The following is a 21,056-nucleotide window of genomic DNA, read 5'->3' as shown; positions in this document are numbered from 1 at the left end:
GACGCCTGACTACAGGCGCCCGTCGAGGAAGTTGCGAACCAGCTTCGGGCCCTCGGGGGTGAGGACGCTCTCGGGGTGGAACTGCAGGCCCACCACGGGCCGCTCGCGGTGCCGCAGGCCCATGATGAGCCCGTCCGGCGTCCACGCCGTGGCCTCCAGCTCCGCCGGCAGGCTCGCCGCCTCCACCACCAGCGAGTGGTAGCGCGCCGCCTGGAAGCCCTGGGACATGCCCTCGAAGAGGCCGCGGTTCTCGTGGCGGATGGCCGCCGTCTTGCCGTGCACCGGCTCCGGCGCCCGCACCACCTTGCCGCCGAAGACGGCCCCGATGGACTGGTGGCCCAGGCACACGCCCAGCACCGGCACCTTCGCGCCGCGGATGGCCTCCATGCTCACCCCGGCCTCCGCCGGCGTGCACGGCCCCGGCGACACCACCAGGTGCGACGCCCCCGAGGCCGCCACGCCCGCGGCGTCGATCTCATCGTTGCGAGCCACCTTCACCTCGGCTCCCAGCGTGTAGAGGAGCTGCACGAGGTTGAAGGTGAACGAGTCGTAGTTGTCGATGACGAGGATCACCGCACACCTCCCTCACGCGCCTGCTTCAGGGCCGTGGCGAGCACCCGCGCCTTGGCCTCCGTCTCATCCGCTTCCTTCGACGGCACCGAGTCCGCCACGAGGCCCGCGCCCGCCTCCCACATGGTGCGGTCTCCGTCGACGAAGAAGGTGCGCAGGGCGATGGCCAGGTCGAGCGCGCCGCAGAAGGACAGGTAGCCCACCGCGCCCGCGTAGGGGCCGCGGCGCGTGGGCTCCAGCTCGTCGATGATCTGCATGGCGCGAATCTTCGGGGCGCCGGACACCGTGCCCGCGGGGAAGGTGTAGGCAAGGGCGTCGAGCGCGTCGTACTTCGCGTCGAGCTTCCCGCGCACCTGCGAGACGATGTGCATCACGTGGCTGTAGCGCTCGATGACCATGAGGTCCTCGACACGCACCGAGCCCGGCGCGGCCACGCGGCCCACGTCGTTGCGGCCCAGATCCACCAGCATCATGTGCTCGGCGCGCTCCTTCTCGTCGGCGAGCAGCTCCTTCTCCAGGGCCAGGTCCTCGGCCTCGGTGGCGCCACGGCGGCGGGTGCCGGCGATGGGACGCACCACGACATCACCCTCGCGCACCTGGACGAGCAGCTCCGGAGAGGCGCCCACCAGCGCGCGCGCCTCGCCCAGCTCGATGTGGAAGAGGTACGGCGAGGGGTTGATGCGGCGCAGCGCCCGGTACAGCGAGAGCGGCGGCGGAGCGCCCCGCGCCTCGAAGCGGCGGGCGAGCACCACCTGCATGCAGTCACCGGCGCGGATGTACTCCTTCACGCGCTCCACGGCGGCCTCATAGCCGGCGCGGTCCCAGTGGACGGTGACGTCCGCCTCGCCGCGCATGGGCGGGTTGGGGACGTAGGCATCCACGGGGAGCGGCCGAAGCAGGCGCTCGGCGAGGGCCTCGGCACGGGCCTCGGCGTCCTTGAGGGCCTGGGCGGCGCTGCCGTGACGGGACGGACGGGCGATGACGGTGGCGTGGAGCGTCTGGGTGCGCGAGTCGTGGGTGACGAACTCATCGCACAGCAGCCACTCGGAGTCGGGGAAGGAGATGTCGGGCGAGTGCCGGTCGGGCACGTGGCGCTCGAACCAGGACATGCAGTTGTAGCCGAGGTAGCCCACCAGGCCGCCGACGAAGGGAGGCTCGCCGGGGAGGGTGGCGACGGCGTGCTCGCGCCAGACGGAGCGAAGGACATCGAGCGGCTTGCCGTCCATACGCTGTGACTGGTCGCCACGCCAGAGGGTGCCGCCATTGCGGTCGAGCCGGAGCCGACCGGAGGGAGCCGAGCCGACGTGGCTGTAGCGGCCGAAGCGCTCGCCACCGTGGCAGGACTCGAGGATGAAGCCGCGCGCGCCACCGAGCTTGAGGTAGGCGGACAGCGGGGTGTCGAGGTCGGCGGGGAGCACGACCGAGACGGGGACCGCCTCGCCCTTCTCCGCGCGTTGGCGGTAAGCCGCCTTGCGCTCCTGAGCGTTCATCACGTTCCTCTGTGTATGCCCCCTCTCCCTCTGGGAGAGGGTTGGGGTGAGGGTCTTCGTGACCAACACCCCGTCACTGGGGGATAGCCTCCGTTATCCCCCGTCCAGCGCGGCCGGAAAAGGGCCACACGGCCTGCTCGACGGCCGCTCTCCCGGCTTGACAACGGAGGACGACCCCCTGGCCACCCGCCTGGCCAGGGGAGTTTCACCGGGGGCATTCGGCCAGCTTCACATCGGCCCTGGCGCGGCGCGCATGGGCGAAGGCCGTCTGGAACTCATCGCCCGACAACGTCCACAGCACGCGGCACAGGGAGGCCTCGGCGGCGCGCCGGACCGAATCATCGGGGTCATTGAGGAGGGGGAGCGCCAGGTCGAAGTCATGACGCGAGGCACCGCGCTTCTCCATGGAGCGAAGCGCGGCCTTGCGGACGCGGGAGGAGGGATCCCGCACCGCGAACATCAAGACCTTGCTGAAGTCCTCTCCCGCTCGCCCGCCCAGGTGCGCGAGGGCGCGCTCGCGAAGGTGGTCGGGAGGGCGCCGCTCCTGGATGACATACAAGGAGAAGCGCACGGCATCCTCGGGGAGCCGCCGCTCGAACAAGGAGAGGAGGGCCGCGCTGGAGTCCTCCACCTCGGCGGGCAGGGAGGCCTCGGCCAGGCCGCGAATGTCCTCGTCCGAGCCGATGAAGTCGAGGGCCTCGGTGGCGAGGGGGTACAGGTCCTTCGCCTCCCTGGGGTCGCGCAGCACCTCCAGCCAGAAGCGGCTCAGCTCGGGAGCGCCGCCGCGGCGATCGGCCTCGTGCGCGCGTATCAACAGCTCCCGGGCGATGCCGAGGCGCACGAACGTGCGGGTCTCCCGCCGGAAGTCCTGGATGAGCGAAGCGGTGCTCGGAGGAGGAGGCCGCGCGCCCCGGGACATCCGGCCCGTGGACAGCTGGATGCGGAACGGGGTGCCCTGGAACAGGGATTCAGCGGGAGGAGGACGTTGAGGCAGGGACACGATGCTGGGAACCCGCAGGGTGAGCACATCGCCGTCGAGCTGAGGCGCCTCCACCCAGCTGACGCCACAAGGGGTCTCGACGAGCCGCCGCCGCTCGGAGGGCGTGAGTGGGGACCCCAGGGACCACTGACCGCTCTCCTTCCCCTCGGGTCCGTAGGCGACCACCGTCTCCGAGAAGCTTCGGATCAGGACCACGTAGCGGCCATCCGCCGAAACGAGGGCCTCGCCCGGGTAGAGGCCATGCTCGAGCGCCCGTTGCCAGACGATCTTTTCCGCCCGGCGGTCGAACAGGGTGAGCGAAGCCCTGGGGGAATCACCTTCCGGCTTCATGGACAGCTCGAAGCGTTCGTCGGGGGTCCGCAGCGTCCAGGCCCTGGGCGGAACGCGCGAGCACGCCAGCACCCCCACGGGCCCCAGCAGCACCAGGGCCACGATCAAGAGTCCCCCCACCCTCGTCCATGCTTTCATCCGGGCAACGGTAGCCCCGTTGACGCGAGTGCCTCAACCCGCGCCACGAACTCAGCGCCTGGGGCCGAAGAGCCACTCGAGACCGCGCCACACGTCATCGCGCCAGGCCGAGTAGTTGTGACCGCCGTGATACTCGCGGTACTCCGCCCGGTGGCCGGAGGCCTGGAGCACCGGGAGCATGCGCTCGTTGCCCTCGACGAGGGCCTCGAAGTGACCGCAGTCCATCCACACGTCGAGCGGCCGGGCCGGGGCCTGGCGGGCGAGGTCGAACACCACGAAGTCGCGGTCCCACACGCTGAAGGCGCCCGACTGGGAGAGCACACGGCCGAAGATCTGCGGCGCGCGCAGCCCCGTGTACAGGGAGATCAGTCCGCCCAGGGAGGCACCGAGCACGCCATGGACACCGGGCTCGCGCTTCTCGTCGATGAGGTTCAGCTCCTTGCGGGCGAGCGGCAGGACGATGCGCAGCAGGAAGGCGAGGGTGGCCTCGCTGCACGTGTACTCGACGGTGCGGGCGGTGCCGCCGTTGGCCACCATCGCCAGCGCGATGGGGCGGATGCGGCCCTGGGCGATGAGGTTGTCCACCAGGGTGGGCAGCTTCGCGCGCCGCAGGTAGTCCGGCCCGTCGAACACCACCACCAGAGGGCAGGCTTCGGTGGTGGGAGGCTCGTAGAGGAACACCGGTCGCTTGCGGCCCACGCAGAACTCGTGCGTCTCCACCAGGTGGCGCGTGACGATTCCCCGCGGCACGTCCCGCTGCCTGCGTGAGAGGGGAGTGGGCCCGGACTCGGGCATGTGGAAGTAGTGGTTGAAGTCCCCGAAGCCGTTGGGAGTGAGGCGCGAGTTGAACGCGTCACGAACCCGCTGCCCCTTCGCGTCCAGCAAGGCGTACTCCACATAGGAGTCACGAGGCAGCGTCAGCGTGTGCGTCCACAGCCTCGGCGCCACCTCCTTCAGGGGAATGGGCTCACCCAACCAGTCCTGGAAGTCGCCCGCGACGGACACGGGCCGGCGCCCGCGCCAGACGAAGGTGGCCTTCTCTCCATCGATGACCGGCGAGCCCTCGGTGCGGGCCCTCTTCTCCAGCGTCATCACGTCCATATGCCCACCAGGAGCAGCGCTCCGCCCCCGAGCCCGGTGGCGAGGAGGCGGCGCCGTGTCATCTTCAGCATGAGGGCGGACGCTAGCCGCCCCTGATGGGACCTGCCAACCCGGCGTTCGAGGGCACCTCAGCGCGCGAGGGCGGTGCGCAGCGGGCGGATGGCCACCAACCCCAGCAGGGCGGCGACGAGCCAGCGGCCCCAGTGCGAGCGCTCCGGCACCGGGTGGTTGCGCGGGGCGTGCTCCTCGAAGAGCTGCACCATGCCCTTGAGGAAGTGGCGCATGTCCAGCGGGCTGCGGCTGGAGAACCACCGCTCGTCGCGAACACCCGGTTCATCCATCCACTGGCCGCCCGCGTTGCGGATGTCGTCCTTGATGCCGGGCCACGAGGCCAGCTTGCGTCCGCTCGCCAGACCCGCGGACACGAGCACCCAGGGACCGTGGCACAGCGTGGCGATGGGCCGGCCATGCCGGTCGATGTCGCGGACGAACTGGAGGACCTCCTCGCTCTGGCGGAGGGAGTCCGGGTTGACGAAACCTCCGGGGATGAGGAGCGCGTCGAAGTCCTCGGGGCGCACCGCGTGGACCGTCTCGTCGACGCGGACCTTCTTGCCCGGGTACATCAGGTTCATCCCGCGGATGCGGCCCTTGTGCAGGGAGATGATGTCCACCTGCGCGCCCCGCTTGCGAAGCGCCTTCACGGGAATGGTGAGCTCCACCTGCTCGAAACCATCCGCGGCCAGCACCCCCACCCGGATGCCCTTCAACGTCTTCCTCGCCATGCCTGTGCCTCCCGGTCCTTTGACCTGAGAGATCCTCGGCATCCCCCTCGTGCCCGGCACGCGAGGCTCCCCCGGTGGGTGGGCGGCCAGGGGAGCATCATCCCCCGGTCAATGCCCTATCGACTCGGTTGCCTCCCGCGAGGCGCCGTAACGGGCCAGCACCTGGCGGGCGAACTCCGTCGTGCAGACCGTCACCACGTCATCGAGGTCCTGATTGAGCTGGAGCACCTCGACGGGCGCTACCCCGGCTGGCTCCTCGACCCAGAGGCCGATCAGCACCTCGCGCAGCACCGCGAGCTCGGTCAGCACCTCCACGAGGTCGAACTGGTCCCCCAACCGCTGGAAGGCATGCTCCCGGGAGAGCATCTGACTCCCGTAATCATTGGTCGAGGCACGCTCGCGCAGCCGCTCCACCAACCAGTCGAGCAGGTGAGGGATGTGGTTCTCCAGACTCTCTTCGGAGAGTTTCCGTGCATCACTGAGCGTGCGCACCATCTCCTTCCAGCGGACGAGAACCTCTTGTTTGTGGTTTTCAATGAGTTGGGCGAGTCCCATGGTTGTTTGAATGTCGGTGTGCCTGATGGAACTCACAAGGCCCCCCTGTCCTCCGGGACAACGAACATTCACCCAGGCAGGATGGCGACCATCCGGGAGGGAGCACCATGTCGAAGGCCTTCACGAAAGAGGACTCCGGTGGGGACGAGGTCCTCCTTCCCCCCCGACCCCGTTCTGCCTCCGGAGAGAAGCGGCACATCACGCCCGAGGGCTACCGGGCCCTCCAGGAAGAGCTCGCGGCGCTCACGGACCCCGCGTCGCGAGACAAGGGCATGCCGGCGCTGGAAGGTGAGGCACGGGCCCGGGAACGTGCGCGCCGGGCGCAGCAGCTCGCCGCCATCCTGGAGGAAGTCCAGGTGGTCACCACCGAGATTCCGGACGAGGAGCACGTCTACTTCGGCGCCTGGGTGACGCTCGAGGATGAGGAGGGCGAGGAGACGACGTACCGCATCGTCGGTCCGGACGAAGCGGACGTGAAGGCGGGCCGTCTCAGCGTCGAGTCCCCGCTGGCCAGGGCGCTCATCGGCAAGGAGGTGGGCGAGTCCCTCCAGTTCGAGCGCCCGCGCGGCGCCATCGAGTACACCCTCACCCAGGTGTCCTACCGTCCGCCCATGTCCTGAGCGTCGCGGGCCCTCCTTATATGCCCTCCTTATATGCGGGGGCTCAGGGCCGCACCTGCTTCATCATCCGCGCGGCGAGGCGGTCGAGCACGCCCGGCACGAACACCTTGAGGGCCATCACCAACTTCGCGGCCGGCATCATCACCACCTCGCGCTCGCGGCGCTCCATGGCGCGCAGGATGAGGTTCGCGCAGGTCGGCGCGTCCATCATCTTGTTGCTCTTCTCCTCCACGGTGTCCCCGTGGCCGGCGATTCCGTCGGCGCCGAGCGCCCGCGAGCGGATGGGGGTGACGACGAACCCGGGTGACACGACGAGCACGTCCACCCCGGTGCCAACCAGCTCGATGCGCAGCGAGTCGAAGAACCCCTGCATCGCGTGCTTGCTCGCGGCATAGCCCGTGCGGCCGGGCACGCCGTTCTTCCCCGTGAGCGAGGAGACGGCGACCACCAGGCCCCGCCGCGCCTTCAGGTGCGGCAGCGCGAAGTGCGTGCAGTAGACCGACCCGAGGTAGTTCACCCGCATGAGGCGCTCGAAGAGGGACAGGTCCGTCACCTCCTCGAACCGGGCGCTCATCGTCACCCCCGCGTTGTTCACCAGGGAGTCGATGCCGCCGAACGCCTCCACGGAGCGCTCCACCAGGCGCCGACAGGACTCCGGGTCGCTCACGTCCGTGGGAACCACGAGCGCCCGTGCTCCGGCCCGCTCACACCGCTGCTTCACCCCGGCCAGCTGCTCCTCGCTCCGGGCCGCGAGCACCACGTTGGCTCCGCGCCCCGCGAGCGCCACCGCCAGCTCTTCTCCGATTCCCGAGGACGCCCCGGTGATGACCGCCGTCTTTCCTTTCATCATGGGTCCCCATGCTGGCACGCGTGCCGCCCCCTACCTATTAGAAGAGGTGTGAGCTCCTCCAAGCGCCGCCGCATCCTCGACATCGTGGCCACCGACGCCACCTTCGAGTGCACCGAGTACCGCGGCCGCGAGGTCTGGCTCGGGAAGTGCTTGCACTGCAACGCCCATCTCCTGGTCGGCCTGGATGGGGAGCCGATCAGCCGCGCCACCATCGAGCACATCGTCCCCCGGGTCCACGGCGGAACGGATGCCCTGGAGAACCTCGGCCTGGCGTGTGCACGCTGCAACCAGGGCAAGGGCACCCGGCATGATCGCCACTACCACCGGGATGCCCGGGTCCGGGAGCTGGTGGAACGCCTGCTACAGCGACGTCGCGAGCGGTGGCGCGATCCAGACGACGCTTGAAGCCCCAGGGGTTCAACCCCCCTTCCATCTCGTAGAAGCCAACATCATCCAGACAAGTTTGCAGCCGCGCCATAACGCCGTGGGTCGTGGTATCCCGCCGTTCGCGGACAGAGAAAGGTTGACAGCCAGATAATGATGCTCGATGGTCACGCGCCGCGTTGGGACGGGACGAAGAGGAGGGACCCCGCCCACGGCAACTCTTCAGTCGGTTGGGGTCGGGCGTGTCCGCATGCCTCCTGCCAGGGCAGGGGCCGTCGCAGCCACAGCAACGCCGTGCATGATCTTCTTGTTCCAGTCTCCCTGTGCCGTCTCCGAGCCAGCCGCGCCGTCCTCCCGGTCGCGTCTGTCCGGAGCCCACTGACTAGCCCCCCGGTCCTGGTATGAGCGGTCCTCTCTTCCCACGATGGACGAACACGGTGTCGCGGGCTTCCGCCGCGGCGCTCCTTGCAATTCCCGCGATCGCGCTCGGCGGTCTGATGGCGTACGTGCGTTCTCCGTTCGTCACCAACCAGAACCGACCGCTCGAGCAGCCGATCGAGTTCGATCACCGGCACCACGCCGGTGACGAGCAGATCGACTGTCGCTACTGCCACTTCTCCGTGGAGAAGTCGCCGTCGGCGGGTATCCCCTCCACCACCGTCTGCATGTCCTGCCACGCGCAGGTGTGGAACAAGAGCCCGTACCTGACCCTGGTACGGCAGGCGTACTTCACGGATCAGCCGATCCCCTGGGTGCGCGTCCACAACCTGCCGGACTTCGTCTACTTCAATCACGCCATCCACGTCTCCAAGGGCGTGGGTTGCGTGACCTGCCACGGCCGCGTGGATCAGATGGGCGCCATCGAGCAGTTCGCGCCGCTGACCATGCAGTGGTGCCTGGATTGCCACCGCAATCCCACGCCCAACCTGCGCCCGCAGGAGTTCATCACCAGCATGACCTGGCAGCCCAAGCCCGAGGAGGCCAAGGCCCTCGGGGAGAAGCTGTACAAGGACTACGACGTTCACGCGCGCACGAGCTGCTCCACATGCCACCGCTGAAGCCCAAGCTCGACGGAGCCCCCATGAAGGACACCCCTACCTCCTTCGCCCTGCCGGTCGTCTCGGACACGGCCGAGGCCGCCCCCGCGCACGACCACGCGCATGACGTCGTGGCCGAGGCGCTCGACCACGCCGCCGCCCACAGCGTGGCCGCCGAGGGCGCCTACGGGAAGACCTACTGGCGCAGCCTCGAGGAGATGCTCGGCAAGCCCGAGTACCTCGAGGAGACCCGCCCCGAGTTCCCCGCGGGCGCGGACCTGCCCCCCACCGGCGTGGCCCGCCGTGAGTTCATGCAGCTGCTCGGCGCCTCGCTGGCGCTGGCCGGCGCCACCGCCTGCTCCACCCGTCCGGTGGACGAGCGCATGGTGCCCTACACCCGCACGCCGCCCGAGCTCGTCCCGGGCAACCCGCTGCACTACGCCACGGGCATGACGTTCGGGGGTCACACCTCGGGCATCCTCGTCTCCGCGCGTGAGGGCCGCCCCATCAAGGTGGAGGGCAACCCGCAGCACCCGGTGAACCTGGGCGCCGCCGGTGTCTTCGAGCAGGCCTTCCTGATGTCGCTGTACGACCCGCAGCGCGCCCGCGTGCTGCGCTACCGCAAGGATCCGCGCTCGCTCCGCACCTTCGGTGAGGAGATTTTCGGTCTGGTGGGCCGCTCCGTGCAGGAGAACGGTGGCGCCCGCGTGCGCTTCCTCACCGAGCCGAACACCTCGCCGGTGCTCGACCACCTGCGCTCGCGCATCCAGCAGCGCCTGCCCAACGCCCGCTTCACCAGCTACACCTCCGTCGACCAGGACCCGGCCAACGAGGGGACGCGTGCGGTGCTGGGCCAGCCGGCCACGGCCGTGTACGACTTCGCCCGCGCCGACGTCATCCTCTCCCTGGATGCGGACTTCCTGGAGAGCCGCCCGGCCAACCTGGCCTACGCCCGCGCCTTCGCGAAGCGGAGGGATCCGTCCGAGGGCAACCTCAACCGCCTCTACGTGTGCGAGCCGCGCTTCACCATCACCGGTGGCATGGCGGATCACCGCCTGCGCGCGAAGTCCGCCGAGGTGTTCGCCATCGCCGCCGCCATCGCCTCGCGCGTGGGCGGTGCGGTGGAGGGCCTGGGTGCCGCCGCGGCCGCCAAGGCGCAGCTCAACGCCAGCCACCAGAAGTGGGTGGATGCCGTCGCCGCCGACCTGCGCGCCAACGCGGGCAAGTGCGTGGTGGTGCCCGGTGAGCGTCAGCCCGCCGCGGTGCACGCGCTGGCCGCCGCCCTCAACGCGGCGCTCGGCAACGTGGGCCAGACGGTGCGCTACATCCCCGCGACCGTCTCCGAGTCCACCAACGCCGCCGGTCTGCGCCCGCTCGTGGACGAGCTGAAGAACGGCGCGGTGGACGTGCTGGTCATCACCGCCTGGAACCCGCTCTACCGCGCGCCGGTGGACCTGGGCCTCCAGGAGCTGTTGGATCCCGCGAAGAATCCCAACCGCAGCAAGCTCACCGTCGTCTACACCTCGCTCTTCGAGGACGAGACGAGCGCGTACGCCGACTGGTTCATCCCGGCCGCGCACGAGCTGGAGGCCTGGGGCGACGGCCGGTCCATCGACGGCACGGTGTCCATCGTGCAGCCGCTCATCCAGCCGCTCTTCAACGGCGTGCCCACCTCGGAGCTGCTCGCGCTGTTCCTCGGTGAGCCGTACCGCACCAGCTATCAGATCCTCCGCGACTTCTGGCGCACCAAGGCCCCGAGCGCGGCGGACTTCGAGACGGCATGGGAGACGTGGGTGTCCGTGGGCCTCGTCCCCGACACCGCCCCGGCGGCCCTCGCCGGCGCGCCCACGGTGGATGGCGCCCGCGCGCTCGTGGACGCCTACACCCCGCCCGCCTCTGGCGAGCTCGAGGTGAACTTCGTCCCGGACTACAAGGTCTACGACGGCCAGTTCGCCAACATGTCCTGGCTGCAGGAGCTGCCGGATCCCATCTCGAAGATGACGTGGGACAACGCGGCCTACATCAGCCCGACCACCGCCGAGCAGCTCCAGCTGAGCCCCGGTGACGTGGCGAAGCTCACCTACGGTGGCCGCTCGCTGGAAGTGCCCGTGTGGATCATCCCCGGCACGGCGGACGGCGTGGTGGTGCTGCCCCTGGGCTACGGCCGCACGGGTCTCTTCGAGACGGTGGCGCGGGACATCGGCTTCAACGCCAACCTGGTGCGCAGCGTGAAGGCGCCCTGGTTCGACGGCGGCGCGAAGCTGGAGAAGACGCGCAGCACGCACAAGTTCTCCCTCACCCAGCAGCACTGGCGCATGGAGGGCCGTCCGATCGCCCTCGACATGACGGTGGCGGACTTCCAGAAGGAGCTGGAGCTGGAGAAGAAGAAGGCCAGCCCGCTGCTCGCCCGCGTGCGCGGCGAGAACGCCAACCTCCTGCCGGAGTTCAAGTACGAGGACTACCGGTGGGGCATGGCCATCGACCTGGCCCGCTGCACGGGTTGCGCGGCGTGCGTCGTGGCCTGCCAGTCGGAGAACAACATCCCCGTGGTGGGCAAGGAGCAGGTGGCCCGCAGCCGCGAGATGCAGTGGCTGCGCATCGACCGGTACTTCACCGGCGATGAGCTGCACGACCCGGAGATGGTCATGCAGCCGGTCATGTGCGTGCACTGCGAGAAGGCCCCCTGCGAGTACGTGTGCCCGGTGAACGCCACCGTGCACTCGGACGAGGGCCTCAACGACATGGTGTACAACCGCTGCGTCGGCACGCGGTACTGCTCCAACAACTGCCCGTACAAGGTCCGCCGCTTCAACTACCTGCACTACACCGCGGACAAGACGCCCACGCAGAAGATGATGATGAACCCGGACGTCACGGTGCGTAACCGCGGCGTCATGGAGAAGTGCACCTACTGCGTGCAGCGCATCGAGCGCGTCCGCATCAAGGCGCGCGTGGAGAAGCGGCCCATCTTCGAGAAGGAGCTGCAGACCGCCTGCGCCCAGGCGTGCCCCACGGAGGCCATCGTCTTCGGCACGCTCAGCGATCCCAACGCCCAGGTGACCAAGCACCACCACGACCTGCGCGCCTACAAGCTGCTGCACGAGCTGGGTACCCAGCCGCGCACCGCCCACCTCATCCGTCTGCGCAACCCCAATCCCGCCCTCGCGCCCGCCAAGCCCGCCGAGGGGCAGCACGAAGGAGGCCACTGAGTCATGGCCGAGACCGCTGCACATATCGCCTCGCTCGACCCGCTCGAGCCGCGGCCTCTCGTCGCGCCGCACCACGACGACAAGAGCCTCAACGAGACCCTGCTCGACCACGTGTGGGCCAAGCCCGGCAAGGGTTGGTTCATGCTGTTCGGCATCGCCCTGGCGGGCCTCGGCCTGCTGGTGCTCGGGGTGACCGTCACCCTGGCCCGCGGCATCGGCATGTGGGGCAACAACCAGCCCAACGGCTGGGCGTTCGACATCATCAACTTCGTCTGGTGGGTCGGTATCGGTCACGCCGGTACGCTCATCTCCGCCATCCTCCTGCTCTTCCAGCAGAAGTGGCGCACGAGCATCAACCGCTTCGCCGAGGCCATGACGCTCTTCGCCGTGTGCTGCGCGGGTCTCTTCCCGCTGCTGCACACGGGCCGTCCCTGGTTCGCCTTCTGGCTCTTCCCCTACCCCAGCACCCTGGGCGCCTGGCCGCAGTTCCGCTCGCCTCTGGTGTGGGACGTGTTCGCCATCTCCACGTACCTCACCGTGTCCGCGCTCTTCTGGTTCGTGGGTCTCATCCCCGACCTGGCGGCGCTGCGTGACTCGTCCAAGGGCAAGCTGCAGCGCACCATCTACGGCCTGTTCGCCCTCGGCTGGCGCGGCTCCGGCCGTCACTGGCACAACTACAAGATCGGCTACCTGCTGCTCGCCGGCCTCTCCACCCCGCTGGTGGTCAGCGTGCACACGATCGTGTCCTTCGACTTCGCCACGGGCCTCATCCCCGGCTGGCACGCCACCATCTTCCCGCCCTACTTCGTGGCCGGCGCCGTGTTCAGCGGCTTCGCGATGGTGATCACCCTCATCGTGCCCGCCCGCAAGTACCTCAAGCTCCGGGACGTCATCACCGACCGCCACCTGGAGAACATGAACAAGGTCATCCTGGCGACGGGCCTCATCGTGTCCTACGGGTACCTGATGGAGCACTTCATCGCCTGGTACTCCGGCAGCCAGTATGAAATCTGGACCTTCTACGTGAACCGCGCGCGCGGTCCGTACGCCGGGGTGTACTGGCTGATGATCGCCTGCAACGTCATCACGCCGAACATCTTCTGGTTCAAGAAGTGCCGGACCAGCGTCCCCATCATGTGGGTGGCGTCCATCCTGGTGAACATCGGCATGTGGTGCGAGCGCTTCATCATCATCGTGACGTCGCTGACGCAGGACTTCCTGCCCTCGTCGTGGGACCTGTACACGCCGACCTGGGTGGACTGGTGCATCTACATCGGCACCCTGGGCCTGTTCAGCACGCTGTTCCTGCTCTTCCTCAAGTTCGTCCCCGCGGTCGCGGTGAGCGAGGTGAAGGAGCTCCAGCTGGAGCTCAAGCACGCCGCCCACCACGCCGCCCACGGCGCGGAGACTGGCGCCGCCGGGACCCTCACCCACGGAGCGCACTGAGCCATGTCCGCCGAGACCAAAGTGCTGGAGAGCTGGGTGCTCGCCGAGTTCCCCTCCCCTGACGTCCTCGTGGCCGCCACCCAGCAGATGCGGGAGAAGGGCTACCAGGGCATGGACACCTACTCGCCCTACCCGCTGCACGGTGGGTCCGAGGCGCTGGGCCTGCCGCCCTCGCGCGTGCCCTTCATCGCCCTGGGTGGGGCCCTCACGGGCATCATCACGGCCATCTCGTTCCAGGCCTACATGAACGGCCTCGACTACCCGCTCAACGTGGGTGGTCGTCCCGTGCTCAGCATCCCGGCCTACGTGCCCATCACCTTCGAGCTGGCGGTGCTGCTGGCGGCCTTCGGAATCTTCTTCGGGCTGCTGGGGCTCAGCCGACTGCCGCAGCCCTACCACCCGGTCTTCGAGAGCGAGGAGTTCCGCAGCGCCTCCACGCACGGCTACTGGCTGAGCATCCCGAAGGCCCTCACCACCGCCAAGGCGGAAGACATCATGGACCAGCTCAAGTCACTGGGCGCGACCCACGTGACCGTGGTCACGGGAGAGACGGAATGAGGTGGCTCATCCCCGCGGCGGCAGGGCTCGCCCTGGCCGGCTGCAACGTCCCGTCCGAGTTCCTCCAGCGCATGGAGTCTCAGGCGAAGTACGAGTACTACGAGACGAGCGAGTTCTGGGCGGATGGCAAGGCCATGCGCACCCCGCCCGAGGGCACCGTCCCGCGTGAGCGGCTGGTGGGCAGCCCCGGCCTCACCACGGGCCGCGTCAACGGCACGCTCGTGACGGCCATCCCCAAGGAGATCGAACTCAACCGTCAGGTGCTCGAGCAGGGACAGAAGCACTACAACATCGTTTGCGCGCAGTGCCATGGCCGGCTCGGTGACGGCAACAGCGTGGTGGCCGAGAACATGGCCCTGCGTCTGCCGCCCTCCCTCCAGGATCTCACCCAGAAGCCGGACGGGCACTTCTTCGCCGCCATCACCGAGGGCTACGGCGTCATGCCGTCCTTCGCCGGCGAGCTGAACATCCAGGAGCGGTGGGCCGTGGTGGCCTACGTCCGTGCGCTGCAGCGCGCTCGCACCACCCAGGTGGGCGGCCAGCAGCCTGTTCCCCAGGAGAACCGATGATTGCCGTGGATCGTTTCAACGGCGGCTCCAAGGTGATGACGCTGGCTGGGGCCGTGGGCGTCATCGGCCTGGTGCTGACCCTCGTGGGCTTCTTCACCGCCCCCCAGCCGACGACGTTCAGCTACCTGCTCGCCTTCACCTACTGGCTGGGCATCTCGGTGGCCTCCATCATCATGGTGGCCATCTTCCACACCGCCAAGGTGAAGTGGACCACCATCCTGCGCCGCTCCATGGAGACCATGGGCTCCAGCGTGGTCGTCTTCGTCATCCTGCTGCTGCCCCTGCTCTTCGGGGCCAAGTACATCTTCCCCTGGGTGGACCCGCAGGCCTGGGTGTTCCCCGGCACCGAGGGCCTGAAGTTCACCGAGGTGGAGCTGCACCACCTGCACCACAAGCACCCCTACCTGAACCTGACCTTCCTCTACATCCGTCAGGTCATCTACTTCGCCACGTGGATCTTCGTCTCCTGGCGGCTGCGCGGCTGGAGCACCGAGCAGGACACCAGCGGCGCGCTCGAGCTGACCGTCAAGCTGCGCAAGTTCGCGCCGGGCTCCCTGCCCTTCCTTGCGCTGACCATTACTTTTGCTGGTTTCGACTGGCTGATGACGCTCACGCCGCTCTGGCAGTCCACCATCTTCGGCGTCTATTACTTCGCCGGTAGCTTCCTGGCGGCGTTCTGCGTGCTGACCATCGCCACCGTGAACGCCCAGGGCAAGGACGAGTACGGGACCCTGGTGACGACGGCGCACTACCACAACCTCGGCAAGCTGATGCTGGCCTTCACGGCCTTCTGGGCCTACATCGCCTTCTCCCAGTTCCTGCTCATCTGGATCGCCAACCTTCCGGAAGAGGCGGGCTGGTTCAAGCTGCGCATCGAGGGTGCCTGGCGCCCGCTGTCCATCGCGCTCTTCCTGCTGGGCTTCGTGCTGCCCTTCTTCACCCTGCTGTCACGCAACCTGAAGCTCAAGCCGCGCCTGCTGGCCATCGTCGCCGTCTACCTGCTGGTCATGCACGCGGTGGACATGTACTGGCTCATCTGGCCGGCGTACTCCCCCCAGGGCCCGTCGTTCCACTGGACGCTGCTCACCGCCTTCGCGGGCGTGGGCGGGCTGTCGGTGGCCGCGGCCATCTGGCTGGCGCGGGGCCGCTACTCGCTGCCGGTGAAGGATCCCTACATCTCGGAGTCCCTGAGGTACGTGCAGCCATGAAGAAGACCGAGTCGGAGCTCGAGTCGCGCGTCATCCGTGGCGCGCATGGCGTGGCCGCGGAAGAGGACCACATCCTCACCGGCAAGGTCGTCCAGGTGGGCGTGGGCGCCCTCGTCATCTTCATCGTCGGCGGCATCTGGGCCTGGCGCCTGCAGATCGCCACCACGAACGAGTTCGCCCCCGAGGGTCCCGCCGAGATTCCGGCCCTCATCACGCCGGACAAGGACCACAAGACGGCCTATGAGATCGGCATCGTGAACCAGCGTCTGTTCGAGCAGGACACGCACGCCGAGGAGAAGATCCACGCCCAGACCCAGGCGCTGCAGAACGGCTGGGCGGACGAGCCCAATGTGGTGGCGCGTCCCACCATCTCCCAGGCGATGGATCAGATCATCGCCGAGCAGACGGCCAGCCGTCAGACGCCGCCGCCGGCGCCCACCCCCGCGCCGCAGCCGGCGCCCCAGCAGCCGTAGTTTCGCGGTAGAGAAGCATCATGATGTCCACCCCTCCCTCCTCTTCCCTGTCTCTGCGCGCCGGGATGGCCGCGCTGCTCCTGGCGCTGGGTGCCGGGATGCCGGCGTACGCCCTCCCGGGCGGAGGCAGGACACCGCAGAGCATCATCGACGCCCAGTCCGACACGCCGCCGCAGGTGCGCGGCGTGGACGTGGAGGAGCACCTGGGCGAGCTCGTCGCGCTGGAGTCCCGGTTCACCGACGCCCTGGGCAAGCCCGTGCAGCTGCGCGACGTGCTGCCCCGGACCCGGCCGGTGCTGCTGACGCTCGTGTATTACAACTGCCCGCTGCTCTGTAACCTCGTCATCAACGAGCAGATCCGCAACATGCGCGAGCTGGGGCTCGAGCTGGGCAAGGACTACGAGGCGGTGACGGTCAGCATCGACCCGAAGGACACGCCGGCGCAGAGCCTGGAGCGGCGGCGGCGGCACCTGCAGTCCATGGGGCTGCCGGAGACGGCGCCCTGGCACTTCCTCACCGGCACCGAGGACAACATCCGGCTGTTGGCGGACGCGGTGGGCTTCAAGTACTCCTACGACGCCAGCACCCAGCAGTACGTGCACCCCGCGGTGGTCATGGTGCTGACGCCGGAGGGCTCCATCTCGCGCTACCTCTATGGCACGTCCTTCCGGGTCCAGGACATGAAGCTGGCCCTGGTGGAGGCGGCGGGTGGCCGCGTGGGTACCAGCTTGGATCGCGTCATCCTCACCTGCTTCAAGTATGACACCGCCACCCGGCGGTACGGCTTCTACATCTTTGGATTCCTCCGGATAGGCTCGCTCATGGTCTTCGCCGCGCTCGCGACCATGCTCGCCTACTACTGGAGGCGTGAGCTGAAGAAAGGCGCAGCAGCATGAACGAGTTGCTGAACAACATCCTGTTCCTTCCGGAGCAGGCGTCGACCTTCGCGGAGCGGGTGGACAACCTGCACTACTTCGTCGTCGGCGTGACGATGCTGATGTCGTTCGCCGTGGGCACGGCGGCGGTGTTCTTCTTCTTCCGCTACCGCCGGCGCTCTCCCACCCAGACGACCGAGTACGTGGTGCCGTCGGTGAAGACGGAGTTCCTCTTCGTCTCGCTGCCGCTGCTCTTCTTCCTCACCTGGTTCGTCATCGGCTTCCGGGACTTCGTGTTCGTCTCCACGCCGCCCAAGGACGCGATGGACGTCTACGTCATGGGCAAGCAGTGGATGTGGAAGTTCTCCTACCCGGAGGGCCCCAACGGCGTGAACGTGCTGCACGTGCCGGCCAACCGCCCGGTGCGCCTGCTCATCACCTCGCGCGACGTCATCCACTCCTTCTTCGTGCCCTCCTTCCGCATCAAGATGGACGCGGTGCCGGGCCGCTACACGCAGACCTGGTTCGAGGCCACCAAGCCCGGCACGTACCAGATTCTGTGCACCGAGTACTGCGGCCTCTCCCACTCGAAGATGCTGGGTGAGGTGGTGGTGCTGGCCCCCGAGGAGTGGGACGCGTGGGTGAAGGAGCAGCGCAAGGGCAGCCTGCAGAACCGTCAGGACGCCCTGGCGGACCTGAGCCTGGTGCCGCAGCCGGCCCGCATGGCGGAGCAGGGTCAGAAGGTGGCGGCCGAGGTGGGCTGCTTCAAGTGCCACACCGTCAATGGCGAGCCGCACATCGGCCCGACGTTCCTCGGACTGTACGGCAAGCAGGAGACGCTGCAGGACGGCATGAGCCTGCGCGTGGACGAGGCCTACATCACCCAGTCCATGATGGACCCGGGAGCCCACCTCACGTCCGGCTTCCCCAACGTCATGCCCACCTTCCAGGGCAAGCTGACGGGGCCCCAGACGGCGGCCATCGTCGAGTACATCAAGACCCTGCGCACCCCGGACATCCGCACCGGCGCTTCCTCTCAAGGACCTGTCTATGAGCCCATCCAGTAGCATCGCAGCCGAGCCGGGCGCCGTGCCCGCGCCGGATGAGCATCACGAGCACCACCCGAGCTACCTCGTCGACGGCACCACGGTGAAGTCGTGGCTGCTGACGCTGGATCACAAGCGCATCGGCGTGATGTACCTCATCTGGGTCCTGCTCTTCTTCCTCATCGGCGGCATCTACGCGCTGATTGTCCGCCTGGAGCTGCTGACTCCGGGACCGACCATCATCGACGCGATGACGTACAACCGCGCCTTCACCATGCATGGCGTGGTCATGATCTTCCTGTTCATGATTCCGGCCATCCCGGGCGCCTTCGGCAACTTCATGCTGCCGCTGATGCTGGGCGCCAAGGACGTGGCGTTCCCCAAGCTGAACCTGATGTCGCTCTACCTGCTGCTGAGCGGCGCGGTCATCGCCATCTGGGGGATGATCAACGGCGGCATGGACACGGGCTGGACGTTCTACACCCCGTACAGCACGCACACGACGACGACGGTGGCGCCCATCCTCTTCGGCGCGTTCATCATCGGCTTCAGCTCCATCGCCACGGGCCTGAACTTCATCGTCACCACGCACACCATGCGCGCGCCGGGCATCACCTGGTTCAAGATGCCGCTGTTCGTGTGGGCCATGTACGCCACGGCGTGCATCCAGGTGCTCGCCACGCCGGTGCTGGGTCTGGTGCTCCTGCTGGTGGTGGGTGAGAACATCTTCCACTTCGGCATCTTCGATCCGGCGCGCGGTGGCGACCCGGTGCTCTTCCAGCACCTGTTCTGGTTCTACTCGCACCCCGCCGTGTACATCATGGTGCTGCCGGCCTTCGGCGTGATGAGCGAGGTGGTGGCCACCTACAGCCGCAAGAACATCTTCGGCTACCGCGCGGTGGCGTTCTCGTCGCTGGGCATCGCCTTCGTGGGCTTCTTCGCGTGGGGCCACCACATGTTCGTGTCGGGCCAGTCCACGTTCAACGCGGGCGTGTTCGCGGTGCTGACGATGCTGGTGGGCGTGTTCACCGCCATCAAGGTCTTCAACTGGGTGGGCACCGTCTACAAGGGCGCGGTCGACTTCAAGACGCCCTTCGCCTACTTCTGCGGCTTCCTCTACTTCACCGTGTTCGGCGGCATGACGGGCGTGGCGTTCGCCACGGCGTCGCTGGACGTGCCCTGGCACGACACCTACTTCGTGGTGGCGCACTTCCACTTCATCATGGTGGGCGCGACCATCATGGCCTTCATGGCGGCGCTCCACTACTGGTTCCCGAAGATGTTCGGGAAGACGTACCACGAGGGGTGGGGCCTGGTGTCCGCGGCGCTCATCATCCTGGGCTTCAACGCCACGTTCATTCCCCAGTTCCTCCTGGGCAACGCGGGCATGCCGCGGCGCTACTACGAGTACCCGGAGCGCTTCCAGACGCTCAACGTGGCCTCCACGGCCGGTGCGTCGCTGCTGGCGTTCGGCTTCATCATCGCCGCCGTCTACCTCACGTACGCCCTGGTGTACGGCGAGCGCGCGTCGGCCAACCCGTGGCACAGCCGCGGCTACGAGTGGCTGACCGAGTCGCCGCCTCCGACCCACAACTTCGTGGGCCCGCAGCCCACCTACACCGAGGAGCCCCACTTCTACGTGGAGCCCGAGAAGGCCGAGGTGCCCGATGCAGTCTAGCTCCGTCGCCGGTACCCCCGGCGCCCCGCACGTGCCGCACGTGGCGGCGCACTTCGCCTCGCGCGAGGTGCAGGACCATGCGGCCCGCCTGGGCATGTGGCTGTTCCTGGCCACTGAAATCCTGCTCTTCGCCGGCCTGTTCGTCTGCTACGCGAACTACCGCTTCGCCTTCCCGGATGCGTTCGCCGCCGCCAGCCGCGAGCTCGATCTGACGATGGGCACCATCAACACCCTGGTGCTCATCACCTCCTCGTTCACCGCCGCCATGGCGGTGCACTACGCCAAGGAGGGGCAGAACAAGCAGGTGGTGTGGATGTTCGTCCTCACCATCCTCATGGCGCTGGGCTTCCTCGTCATCAAGTACTTCGAGTACTCCCACAAGTTCCACGTGCACCAGCTGCCGGGCCCCTACTACGCCTACGACAAGATCCAGCTGCCCGGCGTGTCGATGTACTTCACCATCTACTTCCTCTCGACGGGCCTGCACGCCTTCCACGTCATCATCGGCATGATCGTCCTGGGCTGGGTCACCCTCAAGGCGATGAGGAACGAGTTCAACCACAGCAACTACACCGCGGTCGAGCTGGGCAGCATGTACTGGCACCTCGTCGACCTGGTGTGGATCTTCCTCTTCCCCATGCTGTACCTCATCTAAGGGAGCTCCTCGCACATGTCCGCGATGGCCAATGAGTCATTCAAGGAAACCCAAGAGATGCGTGGGGAGCACCACTCCGGACCGGGCCGGTACCTCCTGGTCTGGGGCGCCCTCATGGTGCTCACCGTCGTCACGGTGTTCACCGGCCGCATGCACCTGCCGCAGTTCGGCCTGCTGCTCGCCCTGGTGATCGCCTCCGTCAAGGGCGCGCTCGTGGCGCTGTATTTCATGCACTTGGCCGAGCACAAGGGCGCCAACCGGCTGGTGTTCGCCACGTCCATGCTGTTCGTGGTGCTGTTGCTGTTGTTCACGCTCTTCGACGTGGGCACCCGCTTCCTCCCCACCCGGCCCTCGGGCTCCCTGATCACGAACTTCCCCGTGGAGACCGGCCAGGCCGGCCGCTACGGCGGTGGGCTGAAGTCGCCCGGCACCAACCCGAAGTAGGTTTCCGCCGACTCGACGTTCCCCTCGCGGCGCCGTGG

General features: G+C 67.9%; 21 protein-coding genes. 14 read left to right on the top strand and 7 right to left on the bottom strand.

The annotated features are described in order from the left end of the window. Nucleotides 1-9: 9 nt before the first annotated feature. From JRI60_RS09470 to JRI60_RS09445, 6 genes are all read right to left on the bottom strand, one after another. Complete coding sequence (locus JRI60_RS09470; protein WP_204225517.1) at nucleotides 10-573, bottom strand: anthranilate synthase component II; 564 nt, start codon at nucleotides 571-573, stop codon at nucleotides 10-12. Beyond that, nucleotides 570-2,060, bottom strand: a complete 1,491-nt coding sequence (locus JRI60_RS09465) for an anthranilate synthase component I family protein (RefSeq protein WP_204225516.1) — start codon at nucleotides 2,058-2,060, stop codon at nucleotides 570-572. Before JRI60_RS09465 ends, JRI60_RS09470 begins: the two co-directional genes overlap by 4 nt. A gap of 205 nt (nucleotides 2,061-2,265) precedes the next feature. Next, a complete protein-coding gene (locus JRI60_RS09460) occupies nucleotides 2,266-3,528 on the bottom strand; it encodes a HEAT repeat domain-containing protein (protein ID WP_204225515.1) in 1,263 nt (420 codons plus the stop codon). Nucleotides 3,529-3,579: 51 nt separating this feature from the next. After that, on the bottom strand, nucleotides 3,580-4,629 hold the full coding sequence (locus JRI60_RS09455; protein ID WP_204225514.1) for an alpha/beta hydrolase-fold protein: 1,050 nt from the start codon (nucleotides 4,627-4,629) through the stop codon (nucleotides 3,580-3,582). A 128-nt stretch (nucleotides 4,630-4,757) separates the two neighbouring features. Beyond that, nucleotides 4,758-5,411, bottom strand: coding sequence for a type 1 glutamine amidotransferase domain-containing protein (locus tag JRI60_RS09450; protein ID WP_204225513.1), 654 nt, complete (start codon nucleotides 5,409-5,411; stop codon nucleotides 4,758-4,760). Nucleotides 5,412-5,519: 108 nt separating this feature from the next. After that, nucleotides 5,520-5,966 (bottom strand): RsbRD N-terminal domain-containing protein, encoded by a 447-nt coding sequence (locus JRI60_RS09445; protein ID WP_204225512.1) that lies wholly within the window; start codon nucleotides 5,964-5,966, stop codon nucleotides 5,520-5,522. Between the two features lie 107 nt (nucleotides 5,967-6,073). Here JRI60_RS09445 and JRI60_RS09440 point away from each other — a divergent pair, with 107 nt between their 5' ends. After that, a complete protein-coding gene (locus tag JRI60_RS09440; RefSeq protein ID WP_204225511.1) occupies nucleotides 6,074-6,586 on the top strand; it encodes a GreA/GreB family elongation factor in 513 nt (170 codons plus the stop codon). 43 nt (nucleotides 6,587-6,629) lie between these two features. Here the strand turns inward: JRI60_RS09440 and JRI60_RS09435 are convergent, their stop codons facing one another. Beyond that, nucleotides 6,630-7,433, bottom strand: coding sequence for an SDR family oxidoreductase (locus JRI60_RS09435; protein ID WP_204228860.1), 804 nt, complete (start codon nucleotides 7,431-7,433; stop codon nucleotides 6,630-6,632). A gap of 51 nt (nucleotides 7,434-7,484) precedes the next feature. On the opposite strand from JRI60_RS09435, the gene JRI60_RS09430 reads away from it, so the two are divergent. From JRI60_RS09430 to JRI60_RS09370, 13 genes are all read left to right on the top strand, one after another. Then, nucleotides 7,485-7,841 (top strand): HNH endonuclease, encoded by a 357-nt coding sequence (locus tag JRI60_RS09430; protein ID WP_204225510.1) that lies wholly within the window; start codon nucleotides 7,485-7,487, stop codon nucleotides 7,839-7,841. Between the two features lie 380 nt (nucleotides 7,842-8,221). Further along, a complete protein-coding gene (locus JRI60_RS09425) occupies nucleotides 8,222-8,878 on the top strand; it encodes a cytochrome c3 family protein (RefSeq protein WP_204225509.1) in 657 nt (218 codons plus the stop codon). Beyond that, complete coding sequence (locus tag JRI60_RS09420; RefSeq protein WP_204228858.1) at nucleotides 8,875-12,066, top strand: TAT-variant-translocated molybdopterin oxidoreductase; 3,192 nt, start codon at nucleotides 8,875-8,877, stop codon at nucleotides 12,064-12,066. The genes JRI60_RS09425 and JRI60_RS09420 overlap by 4 nt, the downstream gene beginning before the upstream one ends. A gap of 3 nt (nucleotides 12,067-12,069) precedes the next feature. After that, nucleotides 12,070-13,512: an NrfD/PsrC family molybdoenzyme membrane anchor subunit gene (gene nrfD / locus JRI60_RS09415; RefSeq protein ID WP_204225508.1), complete on the top strand. Its 1,443-nt coding sequence runs from the start codon at nucleotides 12,070-12,072 to the stop codon at nucleotides 13,510-13,512. A 3-nt stretch (nucleotides 13,513-13,515) separates the two neighbouring features. Then, nucleotides 13,516-14,070 (top strand): DUF3341 domain-containing protein, encoded by a 555-nt coding sequence (locus JRI60_RS09410; RefSeq protein WP_204225507.1) that lies wholly within the window; start codon nucleotides 13,516-13,518, stop codon nucleotides 14,068-14,070. After that, nucleotides 14,067-14,639, top strand: a complete 573-nt coding sequence (locus JRI60_RS09405) for a c-type cytochrome (protein ID WP_204225506.1) — start codon at nucleotides 14,067-14,069, stop codon at nucleotides 14,637-14,639. The genes JRI60_RS09410 and JRI60_RS09405 overlap by 4 nt, the downstream gene beginning before the upstream one ends. Further along, nucleotides 14,636-15,847 carry a hypothetical protein gene (locus tag JRI60_RS09400; protein WP_204225505.1) on the top strand — a complete coding sequence of 404 codons (1,212 nt, stop codon included), beginning with the start codon at nucleotides 14,636-14,638 and terminating at the stop codon, nucleotides 15,845-15,847. The genes JRI60_RS09405 and JRI60_RS09400 overlap by 4 nt, the downstream gene beginning before the upstream one ends. Continuing rightward, complete coding sequence (locus JRI60_RS09395) at nucleotides 15,844-16,320, top strand: hypothetical protein (RefSeq protein WP_204225504.1); 477 nt, start codon at nucleotides 15,844-15,846, stop codon at nucleotides 16,318-16,320. The genes JRI60_RS09400 and JRI60_RS09395 overlap by 4 nt, the downstream gene beginning before the upstream one ends. 20 nt (nucleotides 16,321-16,340) lie before the next feature. Continuing rightward, nucleotides 16,341-17,216, top strand: a complete 876-nt coding sequence (locus JRI60_RS09390) for an SCO family protein (RefSeq protein ID WP_239470433.1) — start codon at nucleotides 16,341-16,343, stop codon at nucleotides 17,214-17,216. Further along, nucleotides 17,213-18,262 (top strand): cytochrome c oxidase subunit II, encoded by a 1,050-nt coding sequence (gene coxB, locus JRI60_RS09385; RefSeq protein ID WP_204225503.1) that lies wholly within the window; start codon nucleotides 17,213-17,215, stop codon nucleotides 18,260-18,262. The genes JRI60_RS09390 and coxB overlap by 4 nt, the downstream gene beginning before the upstream one ends. Further along, on the top strand, nucleotides 18,246-19,919 hold the full coding sequence (locus JRI60_RS09380; RefSeq protein WP_204225502.1) for a cbb3-type cytochrome c oxidase subunit I: 1,674 nt from the start codon (nucleotides 18,246-18,248) through the stop codon (nucleotides 19,917-19,919). The genes coxB and JRI60_RS09380 overlap by 17 nt, the downstream gene beginning before the upstream one ends. Next, on the top strand, nucleotides 19,909-20,574 hold the full coding sequence (locus JRI60_RS09375; RefSeq protein WP_204225501.1) for a cytochrome c oxidase subunit 3 family protein: 666 nt from the start codon (nucleotides 19,909-19,911) through the stop codon (nucleotides 20,572-20,574). The genes JRI60_RS09380 and JRI60_RS09375 overlap by 11 nt, the downstream gene beginning before the upstream one ends. A gap of 57 nt (nucleotides 20,575-20,631) precedes the next feature. Continuing rightward, nucleotides 20,632-21,018, top strand: a complete 387-nt coding sequence (locus JRI60_RS09370) for a cytochrome C oxidase subunit IV family protein (protein ID WP_239470432.1) — start codon at nucleotides 20,632-20,634, stop codon at nucleotides 21,016-21,018. Nucleotides 21,019-21,056: the final 38 nt, after the last annotated feature.

This window comes from Archangium violaceum, assembly GCF_016887565.1.
Classification (GTDB): domain Bacteria; phylum Myxococcota; class Myxococcia; order Myxococcales; family Myxococcaceae; genus Archangium; species Archangium violaceum_B.
Note: the sequence above shows the minus strand (reverse complement) of the source record. Positions and strands in the feature narration are given on the sequence as shown.

Excerpts from the sequence above, each read along its gene's own strand:
- JRI60_RS09465 (WP_204225516.1), bottom strand. The coding sequence starts at position 2,060 with ATGAACGCTCAGGAGCGCAAGGCGGCTTACCGCCAACGCGCGGAGAAG.
- JRI60_RS09460 (WP_204225515.1), bottom strand. The coding sequence starts at position 3,528 with ATGAAAGCATGGACGAGGGTGGGGGGACTCTTGATCGTGGCCCTGGTG.
- JRI60_RS09455 (WP_204225514.1), bottom strand. The coding sequence starts at position 4,629 with ATGGACGTGATGACGCTGGAGAAGAGGGCCCGCACCGAGGGCTCGCCG.
- JRI60_RS09450 (WP_204225513.1), bottom strand. The coding sequence starts at position 5,411 with ATGGCGAGGAAGACGTTGAAGGGCATCCGGGTGGGGGTGCTGGCCGCG.
- JRI60_RS09445 (WP_204225512.1), bottom strand. The coding sequence starts at position 5,966 with ATGGGACTCGCCCAACTCATTGAAAACCACAAACAAGAGGTTCTCGTC.
- JRI60_RS09440 (WP_204225511.1), top strand. The coding sequence starts at position 6,074 with ATGTCGAAGGCCTTCACGAAAGAGGACTCCGGTGGGGACGAGGTCCTC.
- JRI60_RS09435 (WP_204228860.1), bottom strand. The coding sequence starts at position 7,433 with ATGAAAGGAAAGACGGCGGTCATCACCGGGGCGTCCTCGGGAATCGGA.
- JRI60_RS09425 (WP_204225509.1), top strand. The coding sequence starts at position 8,222 with ATGAGCGGTCCTCTCTTCCCACGATGGACGAACACGGTGTCGCGGGCT.
- nrfD (WP_204225508.1), top strand. The coding sequence starts at position 12,070 with ATGGCCGAGACCGCTGCACATATCGCCTCGCTCGACCCGCTCGAGCCG.
- JRI60_RS09410 (WP_204225507.1), top strand. The coding sequence starts at position 13,516 with ATGTCCGCCGAGACCAAAGTGCTGGAGAGCTGGGTGCTCGCCGAGTTC.
- JRI60_RS09405 (WP_204225506.1), top strand. The coding sequence starts at position 14,067 with ATGAGGTGGCTCATCCCCGCGGCGGCAGGGCTCGCCCTGGCCGGCTGC.
- JRI60_RS09400 (WP_204225505.1), top strand. The coding sequence starts at position 14,636 with ATGATTGCCGTGGATCGTTTCAACGGCGGCTCCAAGGTGATGACGCTG.
- JRI60_RS09395 (WP_204225504.1), top strand. The coding sequence starts at position 15,844 with ATGAAGAAGACCGAGTCGGAGCTCGAGTCGCGCGTCATCCGTGGCGCG.
- JRI60_RS09390 (WP_239470433.1), top strand. The coding sequence starts at position 16,341 with ATGATGTCCACCCCTCCCTCCTCTTCCCTGTCTCTGCGCGCCGGGATG.
- coxB (WP_204225503.1), top strand. The coding sequence starts at position 17,213 with ATGAACGAGTTGCTGAACAACATCCTGTTCCTTCCGGAGCAGGCGTCG.
- JRI60_RS09380 (WP_204225502.1), top strand. The coding sequence starts at position 18,246 with ATGAGCCCATCCAGTAGCATCGCAGCCGAGCCGGGCGCCGTGCCCGCG.
- JRI60_RS09375 (WP_204225501.1), top strand. The coding sequence starts at position 19,909 with ATGCAGTCTAGCTCCGTCGCCGGTACCCCCGGCGCCCCGCACGTGCCG.
- JRI60_RS09370 (WP_239470432.1), top strand. The coding sequence starts at position 20,632 with ATGCGTGGGGAGCACCACTCCGGACCGGGCCGGTACCTCCTGGTCTGG.